Annotated in this window: 16 protein-coding genes; 9 read left to right on the top strand and 7 right to left on the bottom strand. The window is 43.8% G+C overall.

Translation table 11 applies throughout. From position 1 onward, the window contains the following. The first annotated feature begins 12 nt into the window (after window positions 1-12). The 6 genes from purU (at window position 13) to RTP55_RS03260 (ending at window position 6,529) form a co-directional block, all read left to right on the top strand. A complete protein-coding gene (gene purU / locus RTP55_RS03285) occupies window positions 13-873 on the top strand; it encodes a formyltetrahydrofolate deformylase (protein ID WP_065252963.1) in 861 nt (286 codons plus the stop codon). Between the two features lie 103 nt (window positions 874-976). Next, complete coding sequence (locus RTP55_RS03280) at window positions 977-2,374, top strand: MFS transporter (RefSeq protein ID WP_312384169.1); 1,398 nt, start codon at window positions 977-979, stop codon at window positions 2,372-2,374. Between the two features lie 86 nt (window positions 2,375-2,460). Continuing rightward, entirely contained in the window at window positions 2,461-3,564 is a 1,104-nt protein-coding gene (locus RTP55_RS03275) for a calcium:cation antiporter (protein WP_312384166.1), read from the top strand. A gap of 278 nt (window positions 3,565-3,842) precedes the next feature. After that, a complete protein-coding gene (gene lysM / locus RTP55_RS03270) occupies window positions 3,843-4,349 on the top strand; it encodes a peptidoglycan-binding protein LysM (protein ID WP_312384164.1) in 507 nt (168 codons plus the stop codon). Between the two features lie 746 nt (window positions 4,350-5,095). Continuing rightward, entirely contained in the window at window positions 5,096-6,301 is a 1,206-nt protein-coding gene (locus RTP55_RS03265; RefSeq protein ID WP_312384162.1) for an RtcB family protein, read from the top strand. 3 nt (window positions 6,302-6,304) lie between these two features. After that, entirely contained in the window at window positions 6,305-6,529 is a 225-nt protein-coding gene (locus RTP55_RS03260) for a hypothetical protein (RefSeq protein ID WP_284034265.1), read from the top strand. A gap of 54 nt (window positions 6,530-6,583) precedes the next feature. Here the strand turns inward: RTP55_RS03260 and RTP55_RS03255 are convergent, their stop codons facing one another. From RTP55_RS03255 to leuC, 5 genes are all read right to left on the bottom strand, one after another. Then, window positions 6,584-7,903, bottom strand: a complete 1,320-nt coding sequence (locus RTP55_RS03255) for a L,D-transpeptidase family protein (RefSeq protein WP_312384156.1) — start codon at window positions 7,901-7,903, stop codon at window positions 6,584-6,586. A 217-nt stretch (window positions 7,904-8,120) separates the two neighbouring features. Next, window positions 8,121-9,191, bottom strand: a complete 1,071-nt coding sequence (leuB, locus tag RTP55_RS03250; protein WP_312384154.1) for a 3-isopropylmalate dehydrogenase — start codon at window positions 9,189-9,191, stop codon at window positions 8,121-8,123. A gap of 143 nt (window positions 9,192-9,334) precedes the next feature. Beyond that, window positions 9,335-9,979, bottom strand: a complete 645-nt coding sequence (locus tag RTP55_RS03245) for a hypothetical protein (protein ID WP_309577808.1) — start codon at window positions 9,977-9,979, stop codon at window positions 9,335-9,337. Window positions 9,980-10,265: 286 nt separating this feature from the next. After that, window positions 10,266-10,916 (bottom strand): 3-isopropylmalate dehydratase small subunit, encoded by a 651-nt coding sequence (gene leuD, locus RTP55_RS03240; protein ID WP_007114912.1) that lies wholly within the window; start codon window positions 10,914-10,916, stop codon window positions 10,266-10,268. Between the two features lie 9 nt (window positions 10,917-10,925). Beyond that, complete coding sequence (gene leuC / locus RTP55_RS03235; RefSeq protein ID WP_099808268.1) at window positions 10,926-12,344, bottom strand: 3-isopropylmalate dehydratase large subunit; 1,419 nt, start codon at window positions 12,342-12,344, stop codon at window positions 10,926-10,928. A 247-nt stretch (window positions 12,345-12,591) separates the two neighbouring features. Between leuC and RTP55_RS03230 the strand changes: the two genes are divergently transcribed. Continuing rightward, on the top strand, window positions 12,592-13,482 hold the full coding sequence (locus tag RTP55_RS03230; protein WP_065252955.1) for a LysR family transcriptional regulator: 891 nt from the start codon (window positions 12,592-12,594) through the stop codon (window positions 13,480-13,482). Window positions 13,483-13,534: 52 nt separating this feature from the next. Here RTP55_RS03230 and RTP55_RS03225 read toward each other — a convergent pair whose 3' ends face one another. Together RTP55_RS03225 and RTP55_RS03220 are read right to left on the bottom strand one after the other, a co-directional pair. Further along, window positions 13,535-14,938, bottom strand: coding sequence for an outer membrane protein transport protein (locus RTP55_RS03225; protein ID WP_312384148.1), 1,404 nt, complete (start codon window positions 14,936-14,938; stop codon window positions 13,535-13,537). Between the two features lie 272 nt (window positions 14,939-15,210). Further along, window positions 15,211-15,906, bottom strand: coding sequence for a DUF3108 domain-containing protein (locus RTP55_RS03220; RefSeq protein ID WP_312116290.1), 696 nt, complete (start codon window positions 15,904-15,906; stop codon window positions 15,211-15,213). Between the two features lie 402 nt (window positions 15,907-16,308). On the opposite strand from RTP55_RS03220, the gene RTP55_RS03215 reads away from it, so the two are divergent. Together RTP55_RS03215 and groL are read left to right on the top strand one after the other, a co-directional pair. After that, on the top strand, window positions 16,309-16,602 hold the full coding sequence (locus RTP55_RS03215) for a co-chaperone GroES (protein WP_197931485.1): 294 nt from the start codon (window positions 16,309-16,311) through the stop codon (window positions 16,600-16,602). A 171-nt stretch (window positions 16,603-16,773) separates the two neighbouring features. Next, complete coding sequence (groL, locus tag RTP55_RS03210) at window positions 16,774-18,414, top strand: chaperonin GroEL (RefSeq protein ID WP_007114919.1); 1,641 nt, start codon at window positions 16,774-16,776, stop codon at window positions 18,412-18,414. The last annotated feature ends 102 nt before the right edge of the window (window positions 18,415-18,516 follow it).

Here is an 18,516-nt window from a genome sequence, read left to right as displayed (position 1 = left end):
AAGAAGTACCTCATGAGCCAACTAGCTACTGCAACTTTATTGATTAAATGCCAAGACCGCGCAGGTATTGTGCAAGCTGTATCCGAATTTTTTTATCGTTATGGCGCCAATATTATCAGCCTTGACCAATACTCGACTGAGCCCGAAGGCGGTCAATATTTTATGCGCCTTGAAATGGCTATCAATGATTTAGACAATATCATCGACAACATGAAAGGCAGTTTTGAGCATACCGTCGCTCGCATCTATCAAATGGAATGGAAACTATTTGATAATAGTAAACGTAAAAAAGTGGCGATTTTGGTGTCCAAATATGACCATGCGCTACTTGATTTGCTGTGGCGCTGGCAACAAGGGCAACTAGATTGTGAGATTACCTGTGTCGTCAGTAATCACCATGATTTGCGCCAAGCGGTAGAAAATTTTGGTGTGCCATTTCATCAAGTGACTGTAAGCAAAGACAACAAAGTACAAGCAGAAGCCGAGATTCAAGCGCTGGTAAAAGACTGTGATTTGTTGGTGCTGGCGCGCTATATGCAGATTTTGTCCGCTGAATTTACCGCCGCTTGGCACATGAAAATTATCAATATTCACCACTCATTCTTGCCAGCCTTTGTCGGTGCTGATCCATACCGCCAAGCGTATGAAAAAGGCGTCAAACTGATTGGCGCCACCGCGCATTATGTCACAGCTGACCTTGACCAAGGACCGATTATTGAGCAAGACGTGCACCGTGTCAGCCATCGCCACCATGTGGCAGAATTGCGGGCGATTGGACAAGATGTCGAGCGTAGCGTGCTGACCCGTGCCGTGCGTTGGCATCTACAAAACCGTGTGATTGTCACAGGCAATAAAACGGTGGTATTTAACTAATTTTTCATCTGTTATGTGTTGTCATTGCAGCTTATCTTGTTATTAGGGCGTAGTTTTTACGCCCCTCTTCCGACTATAAAAATAATCTACCTGTGGTAGTCCTATGCCGTTATCAAAGTCGCCAGCGCCACGATCCAACACTCGTATGACCCACTATAAAACCTTGGGCTTACTGCTCACCTTATACTTGGCTCAAGGCTTGCCCGCAGGATTTATCACCCAAGCCTTGCCAGCGATTTTACGTGAATACAAAGTCTCACTGGTTGCCATTGGTTGGTCGGGGCTGATTTTGGTACCTTGGGGGCTTAAATTCCTGTGGGCTACTGTCGTGGACGGCTATTATTCACAGAAAATCGGACGCGCCAAAAGCTGGATTTTGCCGATGCAAGGGCTATCGATTGTCATACTGATTGCGGTGGCATTTTTTGAACCGCATAATTTGGCACAAACCAGTTCGGTGATGACATTGTATGGGATGTTATTTACCTTAAGCCTCATTGGGGCGACACACGATGTGGCGACCGATGGGCTAGCAACCCGTTTGCTTAAAGCGGCTATGGCGCCCAAAGAACCGCTGACCCATGATATGCCTGTGCCTAATCTTGATTCGGTGAATCAAACGACCAATCACCATCATCGCCAAAGCCAAGGCAATGCCGTACAAGTCATCGGCTATCGGCTGGGGCTGATTATCGGTGGCGGTGTTTTACTGATGCTGTTAGAACAATGGGGCTGGCGTAATAGTTTTCTTGCCATGGCGGCTTTGGTGGCAATGAATACCGTGCCCATTGTGTTTTTTAAAGAGCACGCCAACACCTCGGTTATACCTTCCAAAAAACAAGTACAGGCAGAAAAATCTGGCAGTTTTAAGGCACTAAAAAATTACCTGAGCCACCATTATCAATATTTTTGGTCATCGCGGGAGATGCTGGCTTGGCTAGGGGTGTTATTGACCTATAAAATTGCTGATGGCATTTCAAGCGGTATGGTCAAACCGATGATGGTTGATGTTGGACTCAACTTGCAGCAAATTGGCTTTTGGGCAACTATTTTGGGCTCGGCTGCCTCAGTCGCTGGGGCAGGGGTCGCCACAATTTTGATGAAACGACTCACTCGCTTTACGTCACTGCTATATTTTAATCTTGCTCAAGCGCTGACCACAGGGTTGTATGGGTTGGTAGCTTATGGGTTTTATCATCAGTTACTGACTGATTTTTTGTGGCTCTATGTCGTCAATGCACTGGAGCATTTTTGTGCATCGTTGGCGCTGATTGCGATGCTCACCACCATTATGCATTATTCACGCCCTGCCAATGCAGGGAGTGATTTTACCGTGCAGGTTTGTCTGTTGACGGTGTTGGGCGGCTCAGCGCATTTTGCCAGCGGCTATATGGCGCATTTTTTGGGCTATCAATGGCATTTTTTGGTGAGTATGTTGATTGGTTTTGTCTGCCTTGTACCAATAATTTACTGGCATAAATTAAAAAATAATGAGAAATAATTTCATTTTTAATTGATTTTTGATATTTTTGCCCATATTATCTATTTATATGATAAATTAGAAAATATAGATAGAGCGGAGGGGATATGGCGAAAACATTTTGGCTGAACCAAAAATTTAATATCAATTTACCCATTTGGACGTTATTGTCGCCAAGTATCGCCGCTTTAGTGCTGGCGGTGCATTTGATTTGGCATCCCTCGGGCATCATCATGAATACCGTGACGGCGATTTTTTTGATGGGGTCAGTTTTTGCTGCTGTGCATCACGCTGAGGTGATTGCTCACAAAGTGGGTGAGCCTTTTGGTACGTTGGTTTTGGCGTTGGCGGTCACTGTAATTGAAGTGGCACTTATTTTGGCACTCATGAGTAGTAGTACACCCACCGATGCGGCGGTGCTTGCCCGTGATACGGTATTTGCAGCAGTGATGCTGATTTGTAACGGGATTATTGGTATTTGCCTGTTAATTGGTGGTATCAAAAATTATGTACAGCGTTATAGTTTGCATGGCAGTAAAGCGGCAATTAGTGTGTTATTGGCGATTGCATTAATCGTATTTATTTTACCCAATTTTACCACCTCTGCTGCAGGCGGTTTCATGATTGGCGCTCAGCTGCTGTTTGTAGCGATTTGCTGTTTGATTTTGTATGCCGCATTTATCTTTACCCAAACCATTCGTCACCGTGATTATTTTATTGCCGACGGTGTAGATGATCAGCATCACAGTGATAATACGCTAACCACGGCGATGAGTGTGGGATTTTTGTTTTTCAGTTTGGTGACGGTCGTGGGTCTTGCTAAGATGTTGTCGCCTGCGATGGAAGCGGCGCTGCTCGCGATGGGTATGCCAAAAATCGTGTTAGGGATTATCATTGCTGCCTTGGTACTGTTGCCTGAATCTATTGCCGCGTTAAAAGCTGCCTACAACGACCAGCTGCAAAACAGTTTAAATTTGGGGCTCGGCTCGGCTTTGGCGTCTATTTCGTTGACAATTCCTGTTATCGCGCTTTATTCAATCTTCACAGCAACGCCCGTCATGTTTGGGTTGTCTGCTAAAGAAGGGGTAATGCTAGTCATTACGCTCATGATAACCATCAATACTTTAAGTACCGGGCGCACCACTTTTTTACATGGCATTATCCATTTGGTCATGTTAGCCACTTTTGTGTTTTTCTCCATTATCCCCTAATGGTACAAATTGCATAGAAAATAGGCGTAATAAATGACGTAATAAATGAAAGGATACTTGCAATCAGTAACATTCCTTTACTAAATACTTATGCTCATCGATTTAAGTTTTTGCTAATCTAGAGAGCAACTAGAATAGCGTCATAATTAACACGATTATCATTGTAGTGATTTGAGGTCGTTCTAGTCATTTGAGGTGTTGAAACGATCATTTAATAGTTTCAACAAACCATACATTAAAAATCGTGCATTAAAATATTAAAACATAAGGAAAAACAAATGGGACTATTTAGTTTTGCAAAAGACATCGGTGATAAAATCTTTCATCGTAATAAATCAGTTGATACTGCGGCTCCCGCATCAAATGTCGCACCAACCGCAGCGCCTGCCGCCTCTACTGAGCCATCTGCACAAGAGATTGCGAACTTATTGATTCAGCGCATCCAACAAAATGCCAAAATTGACAATTTATCAGTCAACTATGACGGTAACACGGACAAAGTAACCATTAATGGCTCTGCCGCCAATCAAGCAGAGCGTGAAAAAGCCATTCTAGCGGCAGGTAATGTACAGTATGTTGCACAAGTGGAAGACAACATCACGGTTGCAACGCAAGAGCCAGAATCTCGTATGTACACAGTGAAATCAGGTGATACGCTGTCAAAAATTTCAAAAGAAGTATATGGCGATACCAACCAATACAACAAAATCTTTGAAGCCAACAAACCATTACTATCTGACCCAAATAAAATCTATCCAGGTCAAGTACTTCGTATTCCAGCTTAATTTTTACCTTAAGACTTGTAAACAACCAGTGACCCCTGTCGCTGGTTTTTTTATAAAAAAATTTGCATATCGACAAATAAAGTTTTATAGTATGTCGCTGATTCATTAGTTTTGATAACATATCAAACTGTGAATGCAATCAAATTTTTATTTCCGCTCTGTTTTGGCATTCTGATGTTAGTACCATCGCCAAAACCGCCACCCTAGCAAAAGGGAAAAAGGAGACACATGATGTCCGTACTTACTCACAACGTAAAACGTCTAAACAACACTGTTGATGTGTCTACCGCCTGTTTTAACTAATTAAAATTTGGTTTTTTAACAGCGTATATGCCATACGCCCCTCCATTTACCGATTTTGATTTACCAAACCCAAAGCGTCACCATCAATAGTAACTGACGGATAATAAAGCGAATTTTGGCTTTTGATTATGTTTGTTGTGATGGTAACGATTTGGGTTTTTTGTTGTCTAAAATTTCCCTGTTTTCTTATGCCATAGCAATCGTCGGATAGCTAAAACGCACCCTGCGATAACAAAACTTTTTCAGAGCAGTTAGTGTTTCAAACGCATTTATGTGTGTCAGTCTTGTTTGCCAGTCGTGTTAAACGATTGGACGGTGTTTTATTATTTAAATTTACTTATCAAAGTTATTTTAAAAAATTTTGATTATCATTTATTGGTCTAAATTTGCTACGCTAAAAATGTTAAGGGCAAGTGAATTTAGCATTAAAACAGAAAAAATATATGAGTATTCAATTAGTATTAAATAAATCTGCGCAACATGGCGTACCTGTCAAAGTATTTACCAAAGATATTGAACGAGAAGCCATCCAGCAGTTACGTAATCTTGCCCAGCTTGAATTTGTCCATCACCATATTGCGGTAATGCCTGATGTGCATGTGGGCAAGGGTGCGACTGTGGGTAGTGTGATTCCGACTAAAGATGCGATTATTCCTGCGGCGGTGGGTGTGGATATCGGCTGCGGCATGAACGCGGTGCGACTGTCGCTCAAAGCCCACCAATTGCCCGATAATCTAGCTAAAATCCGTGCAGCGATTGAAGCCAAAGTTCCTGTCGGTTTTAACCAGCACCAAGCCATCACGGTGAAAATGACTACGCTTGACCCACTTGCCAAACGCTTAAAGCGCATCACCGATAAGCACAAGGGGCTGCTCAAAATGCTGCGCAACTTTGAGCGAACTTGGGCAAAGCAGCTCGGTACGCTGGGCGGTGGCAATCATTTTATTGAGCTGTGTATCGATGAAAATGAGGATGTTTGGGTGATGCTGCATTCGGGCAGTCGCGGCATTGGCAACTGTATTGGCGAGTATTTTATTACCCTTGCCAAAAAGGAACAGCAAAGCCGCTTTGGGCATGTGCCTGACCGTGATTTGGCGTATTTTGCCCAAGGCTCCCATAGTTTTGACGATTACCTTGAGGCGGTGCAGTGGGGGCAGGATTATGCGTTAGAGAATCGCCGTGAAATGATGCGGCTGATTATCAATGTGCTACAGCGTGAACTGCCACATTTTACCCTGACCAAAGAGGCGATTAATTGCCATCACAATTATGTCAGCCAAGAACATCACTACGGTGAGGACGTGTACGTCACCCGTAAAGGGGCAATTTCTGCTTTCGAGGGTGAGCTTGGTATTATACCTGGCTCGATGGGGGCAAAATCCTATATCGTCAAAGGCAAGGGCAATAGCGAGGCGTTGTGTTCGTGTTCACATGGGGCAGGGCGACGCATGAGCCGTGGCAAAGCGATTCGGCATTTTAACCTTGATGACCTAAAAGCACAAACGGCGGGCGTGGAGTGCCGCAAAGACAAGGGCGTAATGGATGAAATTCCAGAGGCGTATAAAGATATTGATGAGGTAATGGCGAATCAGTCGGCGCTTGTCGAAGTCGTCCATACGCTCAAACAAGTGATGTGTATTAAAGGATAAACCATGAAAAACCAAAAACAATTAATTAAATTGGGCGAGCGATTGGAGAAAAATCCGTCAATCGTTCAATCCAATTTGGCTGTTAAACCCCGTAATTACTTGGCGTTAAATCCGCTTTTACAAAAAGGCGGACTGCATGAAAAAGATGATGTCGAAATCGCCCGTAAGAAACAACGCAGACAGACCAAGCAGGATTTGCGAAAACAAGTTTGGCGACAGGAATCGTAATAACAAAACACCCCAGATTTTGGGGTGTTTATTTGACGCCCATACAATATAAACTTATTCAAATACCACGTCTGCGCCATCGGCTATCGTGCCATACAGACTTAGGGCATCCCAATTGGTCAAACGCACACAACCGTGTGATTTTTGTGCGCTGATTAACTCAGGCTCAGGCGAGCCATGAATACCATAGCTCCGTTTTGATAACCCAATCCAAGCGCGCCCCACAGGATTGTTGGGTCCTGGTGGTAGCCACTTTTCTTTGGAAGAAAAATCAGTATTATAGGTGGGATTTAATACCCGATTTTTAACTTTTAAACTGCCAGACGGTGAGGGGGTGTAGTTCGAACCCACGGTTGTTGGGTAGCTTGCAACAAGCTCACCACTAGCGGCATAGGCGTATAGAATGTTTTTCTTTTTATCACTCACAACCTTGGTCACTTCCGTCATATTGGGCTGATAAGGATTGTACACGGTGATAACGTTACCTGCTTTGAGTGGCGTGGTGGGGTTTAATCGACTCACCAGTTTTTGGCTCATATGGAACTTTTCAGCTACTGCTTCACGCGCTGATTTGTATTGCATGTCTTTGGGCGCTTTGGTGATAACCAAATCATCGCGCGTTAGCTGATAATTGATAAAAATCGGCTGCTTATTTAAAGTCTCGTTGCTGGTTAACGCTGACCAAGTGGCTTCATCCATCGTGGTGGTTACGGGCAGATTGTGCTTTTGCTGAAAAATCTGCATCGCTTTGATGGTGTTTTTATTCATTATCCCAGTCAGCGCCCCCACACTATGCCCATGCCAGTTAAGCAGTGCTTGGGTCTTAAATACCAGCAGTTCATCAGGCTTAATGAACACTTGTTTTGATGGTAACGTGTCTTTGTCAGCCACGGATGACGGATTGTCATTAGCCGATTGTTTGAGTGCAGAGTAGTCAATAGTTGATTGAAAACCTGGCGTAGATTGGGTCGCTGAAGCAGATGCGGTTGATGCGGCTTGTGACGCGACTACCGCAGAGGCAGGCATGGCTTTTAATTCAATTGCGCCTGTGGGTGACCAACTCACTTGGTTTACTTGCTGGGCAACCATCGGTAAATTATCAGTGGTATAGGCAATCTCTGGCAAGGCTTGTTTCAGTCGTTGCTGCACCAAGCTTGCGCCAATAAACTGTTGACTGACATTGGCTTTTAGCGTTGGGGCAGGCGAAGAGGCAGCGACACTTGCGGTTGTGCTGGCTGTAGTACTAGCTGTAGTACTTGCTGTCGCAACTGTGGGTACATCCATCGCTTGATTGGGTGACTGTTGACAGGCAGATAAACTGATAGCAAGCAGTAGGCTTGTAAAGCAAGGTAAGATTTTATGATAAGAAGACATAGTCATTGAATTTTAAGAAAAATTTAGCAAGTGAGGATGGAAGGTCATCGAGGTTTTAGAGAAACGATAATGGCATACTATAGCAAAACTGGTTTCAAGATAAGCAGGATTTTACAAATTTTTCAAAAAAATGTTGGCAAAAAATGCTATAAAAAAAGGCAGGTTAGACCAGCTAACACTACCTTTAATGCAGGGTAAAAATTAGGGTAATCAAAGATTATAAGTTAGCGATGACCGCATCACCCATCTCTGAGCAAGAAACCAGCGTGGTGCCTTGTTCAAAGATATCGCCTGTGCGTAACCCTTGTTGCAATACTTTTTGCACTGCTTGCTCAACCTGTGTGGCACGGGCTTCATCATTGAGGCTATAGCGTAACAGCATCGCCAATGACAAAATGGTTGCCAACGGGTTGGCTTTATTTTGACCTGCGATATCAGGGGCAGAACCATGCGATGGTTCATATAGCCCTTTGCCTGTGTCATTTAAGCTTGCTGATGGTAGCATACCAATAGAGCCAGTCAGCATTGAGGCTTGATCTGATAAAATATCGCCAAAAATATTGCCGGTGGCAATCACATCAAACTGTTTTGGGGCTTTGACCAGCTGCATCGCTGCATTGTCGACATACATGTGAGTCAATTCAACATCTGGGTATTCGGCAGCCACTTCAGTGAAAATCTGCTTCCAAAACTCTGTGGTCTCAAGCACGTTGGCTTTATCAACTGAACAGAGTTTTTTACCGCGTTTTTGCGCCGCTTCAAAGGCGACTTTGGCGATACGGCGAATTTCTGATTCGCTGTATTTCATGGTGTTGTAGCCTTCTTTCTCGCCGTTTTCAAGCGTGCGAATACCGCGTGGTTCACCAAAATAAATATCGCCGGTGAGCTCACGGACAATCAAAATATCTAAGCCAGATACCACCTCAGGTTTTAAAGTTGAGGCATTGGCAAGCTCTGGATAAAGAATGGCTGGGCGAAGATTGGCAAATAGATTTAAGTCTTTACGAATCGCCAGTAATCCACGCTCTGGGCGCACTGAGCGTTCAAGGTTATCATACTGTGGGCCACCGACAGCACCGAGCAATACTGCATCAGCCTTGCGGCACAGAGTTTGGGTAGCTTCTGGATAGGGTGAGCCATGCGCATCATACGCTGAACCACCTAACAGCCCATACTCATAATGAGCGTCTAATCCTTGCTCGATTAATTTGTCCAATACTTTGACAGCTTGTCCAATGATTTCAGGACCAATACCATCACCTTGTAATACGGCAATTTGTTTTGTCATGTTACTTCCTTCACGTTAATCCACAACTTTTTGCTGACAACGCAGCTTTTAAAATTTTGTTAGTTTCTAAAAAATAATTGAATCAGGCGTTATTGAATGACGCTTTTTTGAGAGGCGCTTTTGCGTGAGGCTTTAAGGTGCATCTATAAAGCCACCTTTACAAATTCATTCGATAAAGCGCCTTGCTGATTGGGTTTTTTACACCATTGATTGGTAAGTTTGGCATTTTCATACAAATCAATACACAGGGGCGTTGGGGCAGATTGTGCTAGTAAACTATAATCGGTCTTTTGAATTTGGCGGTAGGCTTTAAGCTCATAGCGTTTACCGCTTTCAAAACGATGGATAAAACTAAAACTTTCAACCGTCGTCAAGTCCTCATCCAAATAAAAACGGGTGGCAACCATGTGCTGACCACTGGGAAAACTTACCAAGTAATTTGGTATAGTAGACTTGCTCTGCGGCTTACTCATCAAAGGTGTGACGGTCACTGGGCTGGTCATTGAGCTATGGTTGCCAAGTGTAGCGCTCGGGGTGTGAGTCGATTGATTAATAACTGACAACGTGCCAATACGATTGATTTCACAGGCATAAATACCGGTACATTTTAGGGTGCTTTTGCCTGCAGCAATCGGTTGCGGCGCTGTTACCACTGAGGGTTTGGCGCGTGCGCTTGGCTGCTTTGTCATTGATTGACAGCCAGATAGCGCCACTGCCGAACAAATCGCAATGGCTATACCTACAACAGGCAAACAGTCAAGGCGAAAAAAGCGCTTCGTAAACATCATGGTCGTTATTCCCTCAAATCAAAAAAAGCAACTAAAAAATTGCAGTAACAGGGTGCCTGCCATAGTTAGACGATGATAATCATGGCGGATGATGCCATGATTTAAACACAGTCCTAGGCACATTAAAATGTGACTAACATAACCAATATCCCAACCTTTGTCAAAAAATGCCTTTTTAGACGCGGCTTATACGCAGGATGGGATACATGATGGATAAACTATCAATGATAAATCATCAATGATGAAACGCTACTGTCATTGTACATTTACCTAACCAAGCAGCATTTTAAGCCGCGCCTGTGCCAAATACCCAAGGGCGTGATTGTTTGGCGTTCTCTTCATACGCTTTGATGCTATCAGCTTGCTGTAATGTCAGGCCAATATCGTCTAAACCGTTGAGCAGACAGTGCTTACGAAATTCATCGACGTCAAACGCATAGCTTTTACCTGAGGGTGAAATCACTTGCTGTTTTTCTAAATCCACGGTTAATTGGTAGCCATCTTGGGCAAAACATTCGGCAAACAATTCACTGACCGCATCTTCGCTTAAAATCACTGGCAACATGCCATTTTTAAAGCAGTTATTGTAGAAAATATCGGCAAAACTTGGCGCAATCACCGTGCGAAAACCGTATTCTTCGAGCGCCCAAGGGGCATGCTCACGGCTTGAACCACAACCAAAGTTTTTACGCGCAAGCAAAATGTTAGCACCTTGATAACGGGGCTGATTCAAAATAAAATCAGGGTTAATGGGGCGTTTGCTATTGTCTTGACCAGGATAGCCTTCGTCCAAATAACGCCATTCATCAAATAAATTGGCACCAAACCCCGTGCGTTTGATAGATTTCAAAAACTGTTTTGGAATGATTTGGTCAGTGTCCACGTTTGAGCGATCTAGTGGGCAGACAATGCCCTGCTCAAGGGTATATTTTTTCATAGTTCTACCTTAATAATTTCTCACGTCAACAAAATGACCGGCTAATGCGGCAGCGGCGGCCATGGCAGGGCTGACCAAATGGGTGCGTCCGCCATTGCCTTGACGACCTTCAAAGTTACGATTGGAGGTACTGGCGCAATGTTCTTTTGGCTGCAATTTATCCGCGTTCATGGCGAGGCACATCGAACACCCTGGCTCCCGCCATTCAAAACCCGCTGCGGTAAAGATTTTATCCAGCCCTTCGCTTTCTGCTTGTTGTTTAACCAACCCAGAACCGGCTACCACAATCGCTTCTTTGACGCTATCTGCGACTCTGCGACCTTTGATGACCGCCGCCGCTGCGCGGATATCTTCAATACGTGAGTTGGTACAAGAGCCGATAAACACCCGATCCACTTTGATGTCAGTGACCGGTTGACCCGCGGTCAAACCCATATACTCATAAGCGCGTGTCCAAGCCTCTTTCTGTACGTCATCTTTTGCCGCATCTAGGGTAGGGACGTGCGCGCTGATATCCACCACCATTTCAGGGGAGGTGCCCCAAGATACTTGGGGGGCGATGTCCGCGCCTGCCATCTCAATGACGGTATCAAACACGGCATCAGCATCTGAATGCAGGGTTTGCCAGTAAGCCACGGCTTTATCCCACATTTCACCCGTAGGCGCATAGGGACGACCTTTGACGTATTCAATGGTGGTGTCATCAACGGCCACCATACCAACGCGTGCGCCGGCTTCAATCGCCATATTACACACGGTCATACGTCCTTCCATGCTCATGTCACGGAACACATCGCCTGCAAATTCAATGGCGTAACCTGTCCCGCCCGCGGTGCCGATTTTTGCAATGATCGCTAGTACCACGTCTTTGGGGGTGACACCTTCACCCAATTTGCCATCGACTTTGATAAGCATATTTTTCATCTTGGTTTGCACAAGGCACTGTGTTGCCAATACATGCTCAACTTCACTGGTACCGATACCGTGGGCAAGACAGCCTAACGCACCATGGGTTGCGGTATGTGAGTCGCCACACACCACTGTCATCCCAGGTAATACCAAACCTTGTTCTGGGCCTACCACATGCACAATGCCTTGGCGCACGTCATTGATGGTAAATTCAGTGATGTTAAATTTGGCACAGTTTTCATCGAGTGTGGCTACTTGCAAGCGAGAGACGTCATCTTTAATGCCTGCCACCCCTTCTTTACGTTCGCTTGCCACCGTCGGGACATTATGGTCAGGGGTGGCGACGTTTGCTGACAAACGCCAAGGGTCACGATTTGCCAATGACAAGCCTTCAAATGCTTGCGGGCTTGTGACTTCATGTAATAAATGACGGTCGATATAGATAAGACTAGAACCGTCGTCTCGTTGATTGACTAAGTGATCTTGCCAAAGTTTATCATAAAGCGTTTGCGCTGCCATGACACATATCCTATGGTTTTTTTATAAAAGGGCGTAGTAATCGGGTAAACAATAACGCCATTATAACAAAGAAAAATGATAATTTTAATTGATGATTTTTATATTTTATAAAAATTTTAGGAATGTATTGGGCAATTAAATAAATTGTATTTGTGCATACGTTGTCTTATAATCTTATTTAATGTATTTTTTAAAGAATGAAACTTTTATTTATATCAAATGGTAGGGTTTTAGTTTTGGGGGAAAGATGAATACCACAAATTTAAATACTTTTTTAGCGGTTATGCAAACAGGTAGTATCTCGCAGGCGGCTGATAAACTATTTATTACACAGCCTGCAGTGAGTAAACGTATCAAAAACTTAGAAGACGAATTTGATGTCACCCTTTTTGATACTGTGGGTCGTGGTATTATCCCAACCCAAGCGGCACATGACTTGATACCCCATGCCAAACGCTGGCTAGATGATTACGACAATCTAAAAATTAATCTTAAAAACCGCCAGCAAACAGTATCAGGCAAACTGATTATCGGTACCAGTCATCATATTGGCTTACATCATTTGCCAGCTGTCCTCAAACAATTTATCCAAAGCTATCCTGCGGTACAGCTTGAAGTGCATTTTGTCGATTCTGAGCAAGCGCATAAAGCAGTCCTTGATGGCGACTTGTCATTGGCTTTTTTAACGCTACCCCCTGTGTATGATAAACGTCTAAATTATCATATGCTATGGTCAGATCCGCTGCATTTTGTGACAGGCATTTTATCGCCACTCGCGCATAAAATGAACGTGACGCTTGAGCAATTGGCAAATTATCCAGCGATTCTACCCGCCGCCAATACCTTTACCAGCCAAATCACTTTAGCTGAATTTGCCAAATATAACTTAAAACCGTATGCCACCATGAGCACCAATCCGCTGGAGTCGATTCGTATGTTGGTATCGGTTGGGCTAGGCTGGTCGGTGTTACCGCAGACGTTAGTCAATCAAGATTTACAGCCGATTAACATGGATACCCCCGTTGAGTTACAACGCTATTTGGGGTTGGTCACTAACCCCAATATCACGGTATCTGCAAGCATGGCAGCCTTGCTTGACATGTTAGGATTAGAGGTGGATGGTAAACATCGCGATTAATGGTTCGACATAAAAAAAAGCCTATCGATGTGATAGGCTTTTTTTATGAGACTTATTTTTTCTGATAAGTTAAACGCAGCCCGTAAATCCAAGCATCGTTATTTTGGAAATCACCCACTAAGTCGCCATTGGGGATTTTTGATTTGGCATCGCCAAACATCAAATATTTCACGCCTGCCGACACGGCGACTTCGGGTGTAACATTGTACTTGGCGCCTAGACCCACATTCCAATGACCTTCCACAGGTCCTAAGGTGGTGGTGGGATCACCCGCGCCGCTATCCCAACCCACTGAGCCTGATACTGCCCATTGATTACTTAATTTTTTACCCAAGCCCACTTCTGCTGCCCAGCCATCATCTGAGTAATCAATCAAGTTTAAACCATTGGGATATAGGGGTTTAAAATCCGCGCCGGTGGCTTTTTTGGTCGTTGCATTATACAGAGGCGGTTTGATTGAAAAATCACTCCAAGGTACCCAGCGCAGTTTTGCGGTCAACAGCGTGGTTGGATTAAGACCTGTTTGAAAGTCAACATTCACAGATTTTGGGGTAGTGATGGTCATGTCATAACTGCCTGATTCGCCAGTTGCTGGCATGTATTCATACGCTACGGTGTCATGATCAATTTCAGAGCGATAAGTCAACGCCGCTTTAAGCGCAATTTCAGGTTTGCTATAGGCCAAACCTGCCATCCAACCATAACCATTCGATTGGGCAAAGATACCATCATAACCTTGGGTCGAATTGTAGGCTGTACCGCGTAAATGCACTTCACCTTCTAATTTTTGTAATACCGGCCCGCCATATACTTGCCAGTTATTTTTTTCGCCAAATTTGACCCCCACCAAACCCGTGAAGTTTTTACTATCAACGGAGGCATTGGTACCTTCGTTGGGATGCTGAGCGATATTGCTTGCTAGATTGTAGGCTGCCCCTGCTTGCTGTGCGGTTTTAAGCGCGGTAGCCGCATTATAAGCGAGTGTTTGGTTGGTGGGATCTGCTTGATAAGCAGCAGCAGCGGTTTTTGCAGCTGTGGCGGCTGCTAGCGCCGCTTGTCCTGCACCAGCAACCTGCTGCGCGCTGACTGTACCATTAACAAAGTTATTATTGCCTGTGAACTCAACATCCGCGCCCCACGGTTGGTCAAAAAACACACCCACACTGACTTTATCATTGATGTCTGCTTTTGCCCCATAATTGATAAAATCATAGTTTAGCGCCATGTTATTAATATCGCGACCTTCTTCGTACGTGGTTGGCGAAGGGGTGGTGGCCGCATTGTCTTTGCCACTAATTGATGGGTCGATGGTGATTCGTTCGATGTACGCAAAAGTGCCATCTTGCGTAAACCCCCAACTTGGCTGAGTTGAGCGGTCAAGCCCCGCGGCTTGGGCAGCGCTAGCAAATGAAATGCTGGCAATAGCGAGTGTTAAGGATTGCAATCTTAATGACATGAAATATTCCCTTTTACATGGATATTGATAAAGTGCGAATTGGAGAGCTTGCTAAAGGTTGCTAAAAGGTATGAGAAACTTAGACAGGATAGTGAGGCCTTCCAATGGACCCACAAAGAATAGTTAAAAACTTACGCCTTGACAACTTATGGCTTACAAAAATAGCGCCAATTTCTGACCTGATAAGTCATTAATAGCGTATTTACAGTGACATAAACATAACAAAACACCGATTAATATAATCGGTGTTTGAGTCAAAACATGACAAAGTATTAATTTACTCTAGCCAAATTCATTTCCATTTTTCTACCATCATTGTTTTGAACCACTTTGACAGGTAGATAATCGAGTTTTGGGGCTAACCAAAAACTGGTTTGACGGTCTTTATCATCATGTACGCGATCGATACGCACCACATCAAAAGTACCCGCTGGCACGGTAATGCGAGTCATGGCAGATTTTTTGAAGGGCACCGCTTCAACGGTATTGCGATCTGCCATGTAATAGTTACCACGGAACTTGCCTGCTTTTAAATCTTCCCGAATTTGAATTTCTAAACTCAAATCATCATAGGCAGGCTGTGGCAAAGCAATGACTTTGTTTTGACCTTTATAATTGGTGACCAGTTGTTTTTTTGCGTTATTAAAGTTTAATGTGGTAGTTCGACCCGTCCCTAAGATTTTGTATTGGGTTAATGCGCTCACCGGTAAGATAGCGCCATTGGTATTGACAAAATTGGCGGTTTGCTTGGCACTGGCTAATTTACCGACACTTGCATTAACATTATAAAAATACTGATTGCCAGTTTGGGTCAATACACGGCTTGCGGTACCATTATATTTGCCTTCAATATTAAAATTATAGGTTGCATTAAAAGGGGCAACTGCCGCATTCGCTATAGAAGTGATAGCCATCGCTGACACGAGTGAAGTACTTACTAACAGTTTTTTTACTAAAGAATTTTTCATGTTTCATCCATCAAATAACGTTCATCAGATAAGGTTAAATCTATTTGGTATGCATACAGTAGTATTGATGGCAAGCAAATACAAGCCAGTTAACAAAAGATTGTGATTGTGCAATAAACGACAGTCTTTATGAGGTATTTGGGTGAAGGGGTTAAAAAATTGACAACAAATTGCAAAATTTCGTAATTTTCTGCTTGAACAAATTGGCATACATCCCCACTGTTAGACAGTGAATTGATAACATGTCATAAGCATATGATTATTTATGCAAACAGATAGTTATCATCTTTTTGTGGTCGGCAAAATAGAGGGGGTCTTTTGAGCCAACCTCTGAGCTGATCACAGCTTTCAAAGCTAACTACGGCTTTCAAACAATAATTTAACAGTTAATTTATGGAGTAGATTATGGCAATTCGTCCTTTACATGATCGTATCGTCGTGCGTCGCAGCGAAGAAGAACAAAAAACAGCTGGCGGTTTATTGCTAGCAGGCGGCGCCCAAGAAAAACCGTCTCAAGGTGAAGTCATTGCAGTAGGTAATGGTCAAATCCGTGAAAACGGTGATGTACGTGCGCTCGATGTCAAAGTCGGCGACAAAGTACTCTTTGGTCAATATGCCGGCTCAACGGTTAAAGTAGATGGTGAAGAATTATTGATTATGAAAGAAAGTGATGTATTAGGTGTGATTGAAGGTTAATCAGTCATTACTTTAAACAATCGTTTTTTACCCAAAAGCTAATTTACTTAGTCTTAATTTACCTGGTCTTAATCTAACTGGTTAAGTACTTGGTAAAATAATTGATAGCAACCGTGGTAGCAATTTGGACTACCTTATACAAATAAAAATTTATAATTTGGAGAATTTAACATGGCTAAAGATGTAAAATTTGGTATTGATGCCCGTGCAAAAATGATTGATGGCGTCAACGTATTGGCAAATGCGGTTAAAGTGACATTAGGCCCTAAAGGTCGTAACGTGGTTATCGACAAATCTTTTGGCGCACCCACCATCACTAAAGATGGCGTATCAGTGGCTAAAGAAATCGAACTTGATGACAAATTTGAGAACATGGGTGCACAGCTGGTCCGTGAAGTTGCAAGCAAAACCAATGATGTTGCAGGTGACGGTACTACCACAGCGACTGTTTTAGCCCAAGCGATTTTGCAAGAAGGCATGAAATCAGTTGCCGCTGGCATGAACCCAATGGACTTAAAACGTGGTATCGATAAAGGTGTACGTGCTGTTGTTGCACAAATCCACGCGTTTTCAACCCCAGCCAATGACACTAAAGCCATCGCACAAGTTGGCTCTATCTCAGCTAACTCTGACCAAACTATCGGTGACTTAATCGCTCAAGCGATGGAAAAAGTGGGTAAAGAAGGCGTAATCACAGTTGAAGAAGGTTCAGGCTTTGAAGATACCCTTGAAGTCGTTGAAGGTATGCAATTTGATCGTGGCTACATCAGCCCATACTTTGCCAATAAAGCAGATACGTTGACCGCTGAACTAGAAAACCCATTAATCTTGTTAGTCGACAAAAAAATCAGCAATATCCGTGAGTTGATTCCACTGCTTGAAAACGTGATGAAATCTGGTAAAGCCTTACTGATCATTGCTGAAGATGTTGAAAACGAAGCCTTGGCAACTTTAGTTGTGAATAACATGCGCGGCGGTTTAAAAGTTTGTGCTGTCAAAGCCCCTGGTTTTGGTGACCGTCGTAAAGCGATGCTTCAAGATATCGCAATCTTAACGGGTGGTACAGTTGTATCAGAAGAACTGGGCATGAGCTTAGAAACTGCGGATTTATCAGTATTAGGTACTGCCAAAAAAGTGACGGTTGGTAAAGAAAACACTGTGATTGTCGATGGTGCCGGTCAAAAAACTGAAATCGATGATCGTGTTGCCTCTATCCGTCGCCAAGTGGAAGAATCAACCTCTGATTATGACAAAGAAAAGCTACAAGAGCGTATTGCTAAACTCGCAGGCGGTGTGGCAGTTATCAAAGTCGGTGCGGCGACTGAAACTGAAATGAAAGAGAAAAAAGACCGTGTGGATGATGCCTTGCATGCAACTCGTGCTGCCGTCGAAGAAGGCGTTGTAGCAGGTGGTGGTGTGGCATTGGTTCGTGCTATCTCTGCGCTTGACAATGTCAATGGTGACAATGACGACCAAGCCGCGGGTATCAACATTTTACGCCGTGCGATGGAAGCACCACTTCGTCAAATCGTGACCAACGCAGGTGATGAAGCATCTGTGGTGGTAAACCAAGTCAAAGGCGGTCAAGGTAACTACGGTTACAACGCAGCGACTGGTGAATATGGCGATATGCTTGAAATGGGTATCTTAGACCCAGCCAAAGTCACTCGCTCAGCGCTTGAAAACGCAGCATCTGTGGCAGGCTTGATGCTTACGACAGAAGCAATGATTACTGACCTGCCAAAAGACGACGCTGGCGCTGCTGCCATGGGTGGTATGGGCGGCATGGGTGGTATGGGCGGCATGATGTAATCTAAAGATTATATCCTACTCAAGCCATTTAGCTAAAATTAAAACCCTATTAAACTTCAGTTTAATAGGGTTTTTTAATTAGGGAAATTATCACAACCATGA

It is taken from the genome of Moraxella sp. CTOTU47579 (assembly GCF_032004885.1).
Lineage (GTDB): Bacteria > Pseudomonadota > Gammaproteobacteria > Pseudomonadales > Moraxellaceae > Faucicola > Faucicola tetraodonis.
Note: the sequence above shows the minus strand (reverse complement) of the source record. Positions and strands in the feature narration are given on the sequence as shown.

Bases quoted from the DNA above. Each gene is read 5' to 3' on its own strand.
- purU (WP_065252963.1), top strand. From the start codon at position 13: ATGAGCCAACTAGCTACTGCAACTTTATTGATTAAATGCCAAGACCGC.
- RTP55_RS03280 (WP_312384169.1), top strand. From the start codon at position 977: ATGCCGTTATCAAAGTCGCCAGCGCCACGATCCAACACTCGTATGACC.
- RTP55_RS03275 (WP_312384166.1), top strand. From the start codon at position 2,461: ATGGCGAAAACATTTTGGCTGAACCAAAAATTTAATATCAATTTACCC.
- lysM (WP_312384164.1), top strand. From the start codon at position 3,843: ATGGGACTATTTAGTTTTGCAAAAGACATCGGTGATAAAATCTTTCAT.
- RTP55_RS03265 (WP_312384162.1), top strand. From the start codon at position 5,096: ATGAGTATTCAATTAGTATTAAATAAATCTGCGCAACATGGCGTACCT.
- RTP55_RS03260 (WP_284034265.1), top strand. From the start codon at position 6,305: ATGAAAAACCAAAAACAATTAATTAAATTGGGCGAGCGATTGGAGAAA.
- RTP55_RS03255 (WP_312384156.1), bottom strand. From the start codon at position 7,903: ATGTCTTCTTATCATAAAATCTTACCTTGCTTTACAAGCCTACTGCTT.
- leuB (WP_312384154.1), bottom strand. From the start codon at position 9,191: ATGACAAAACAAATTGCCGTATTACAAGGTGATGGTATTGGTCCTGAA.
- RTP55_RS03245 (WP_309577808.1), bottom strand. From the start codon at position 9,979: ATGATGTTTACGAAGCGCTTTTTTCGCCTTGACTGTTTGCCTGTTGTA.
- leuD (WP_007114912.1), bottom strand. From the start codon at position 10,916: ATGAAAAAATATACCCTTGAGCAGGGCATTGTCTGCCCACTAGATCGC.
- leuC (WP_099808268.1), bottom strand. From the start codon at position 12,344: ATGGCAGCGCAAACGCTTTATGATAAACTTTGGCAAGATCACTTAGTC.
- RTP55_RS03230 (WP_065252955.1), top strand. From the start codon at position 12,592: ATGAATACCACAAATTTAAATACTTTTTTAGCGGTTATGCAAACAGGT.
- RTP55_RS03225 (WP_312384148.1), bottom strand. From the start codon at position 14,938: ATGTCATTAAGATTGCAATCCTTAACACTCGCTATTGCCAGCATTTCA.
- RTP55_RS03220 (WP_312116290.1), bottom strand. From the start codon at position 15,906: ATGAAAAATTCTTTAGTAAAAAAACTGTTAGTAAGTACTTCACTCGTG.
- groL (WP_007114919.1), top strand. From the start codon at position 16,774: ATGGCTAAAGATGTAAAATTTGGTATTGATGCCCGTGCAAAAATGATT.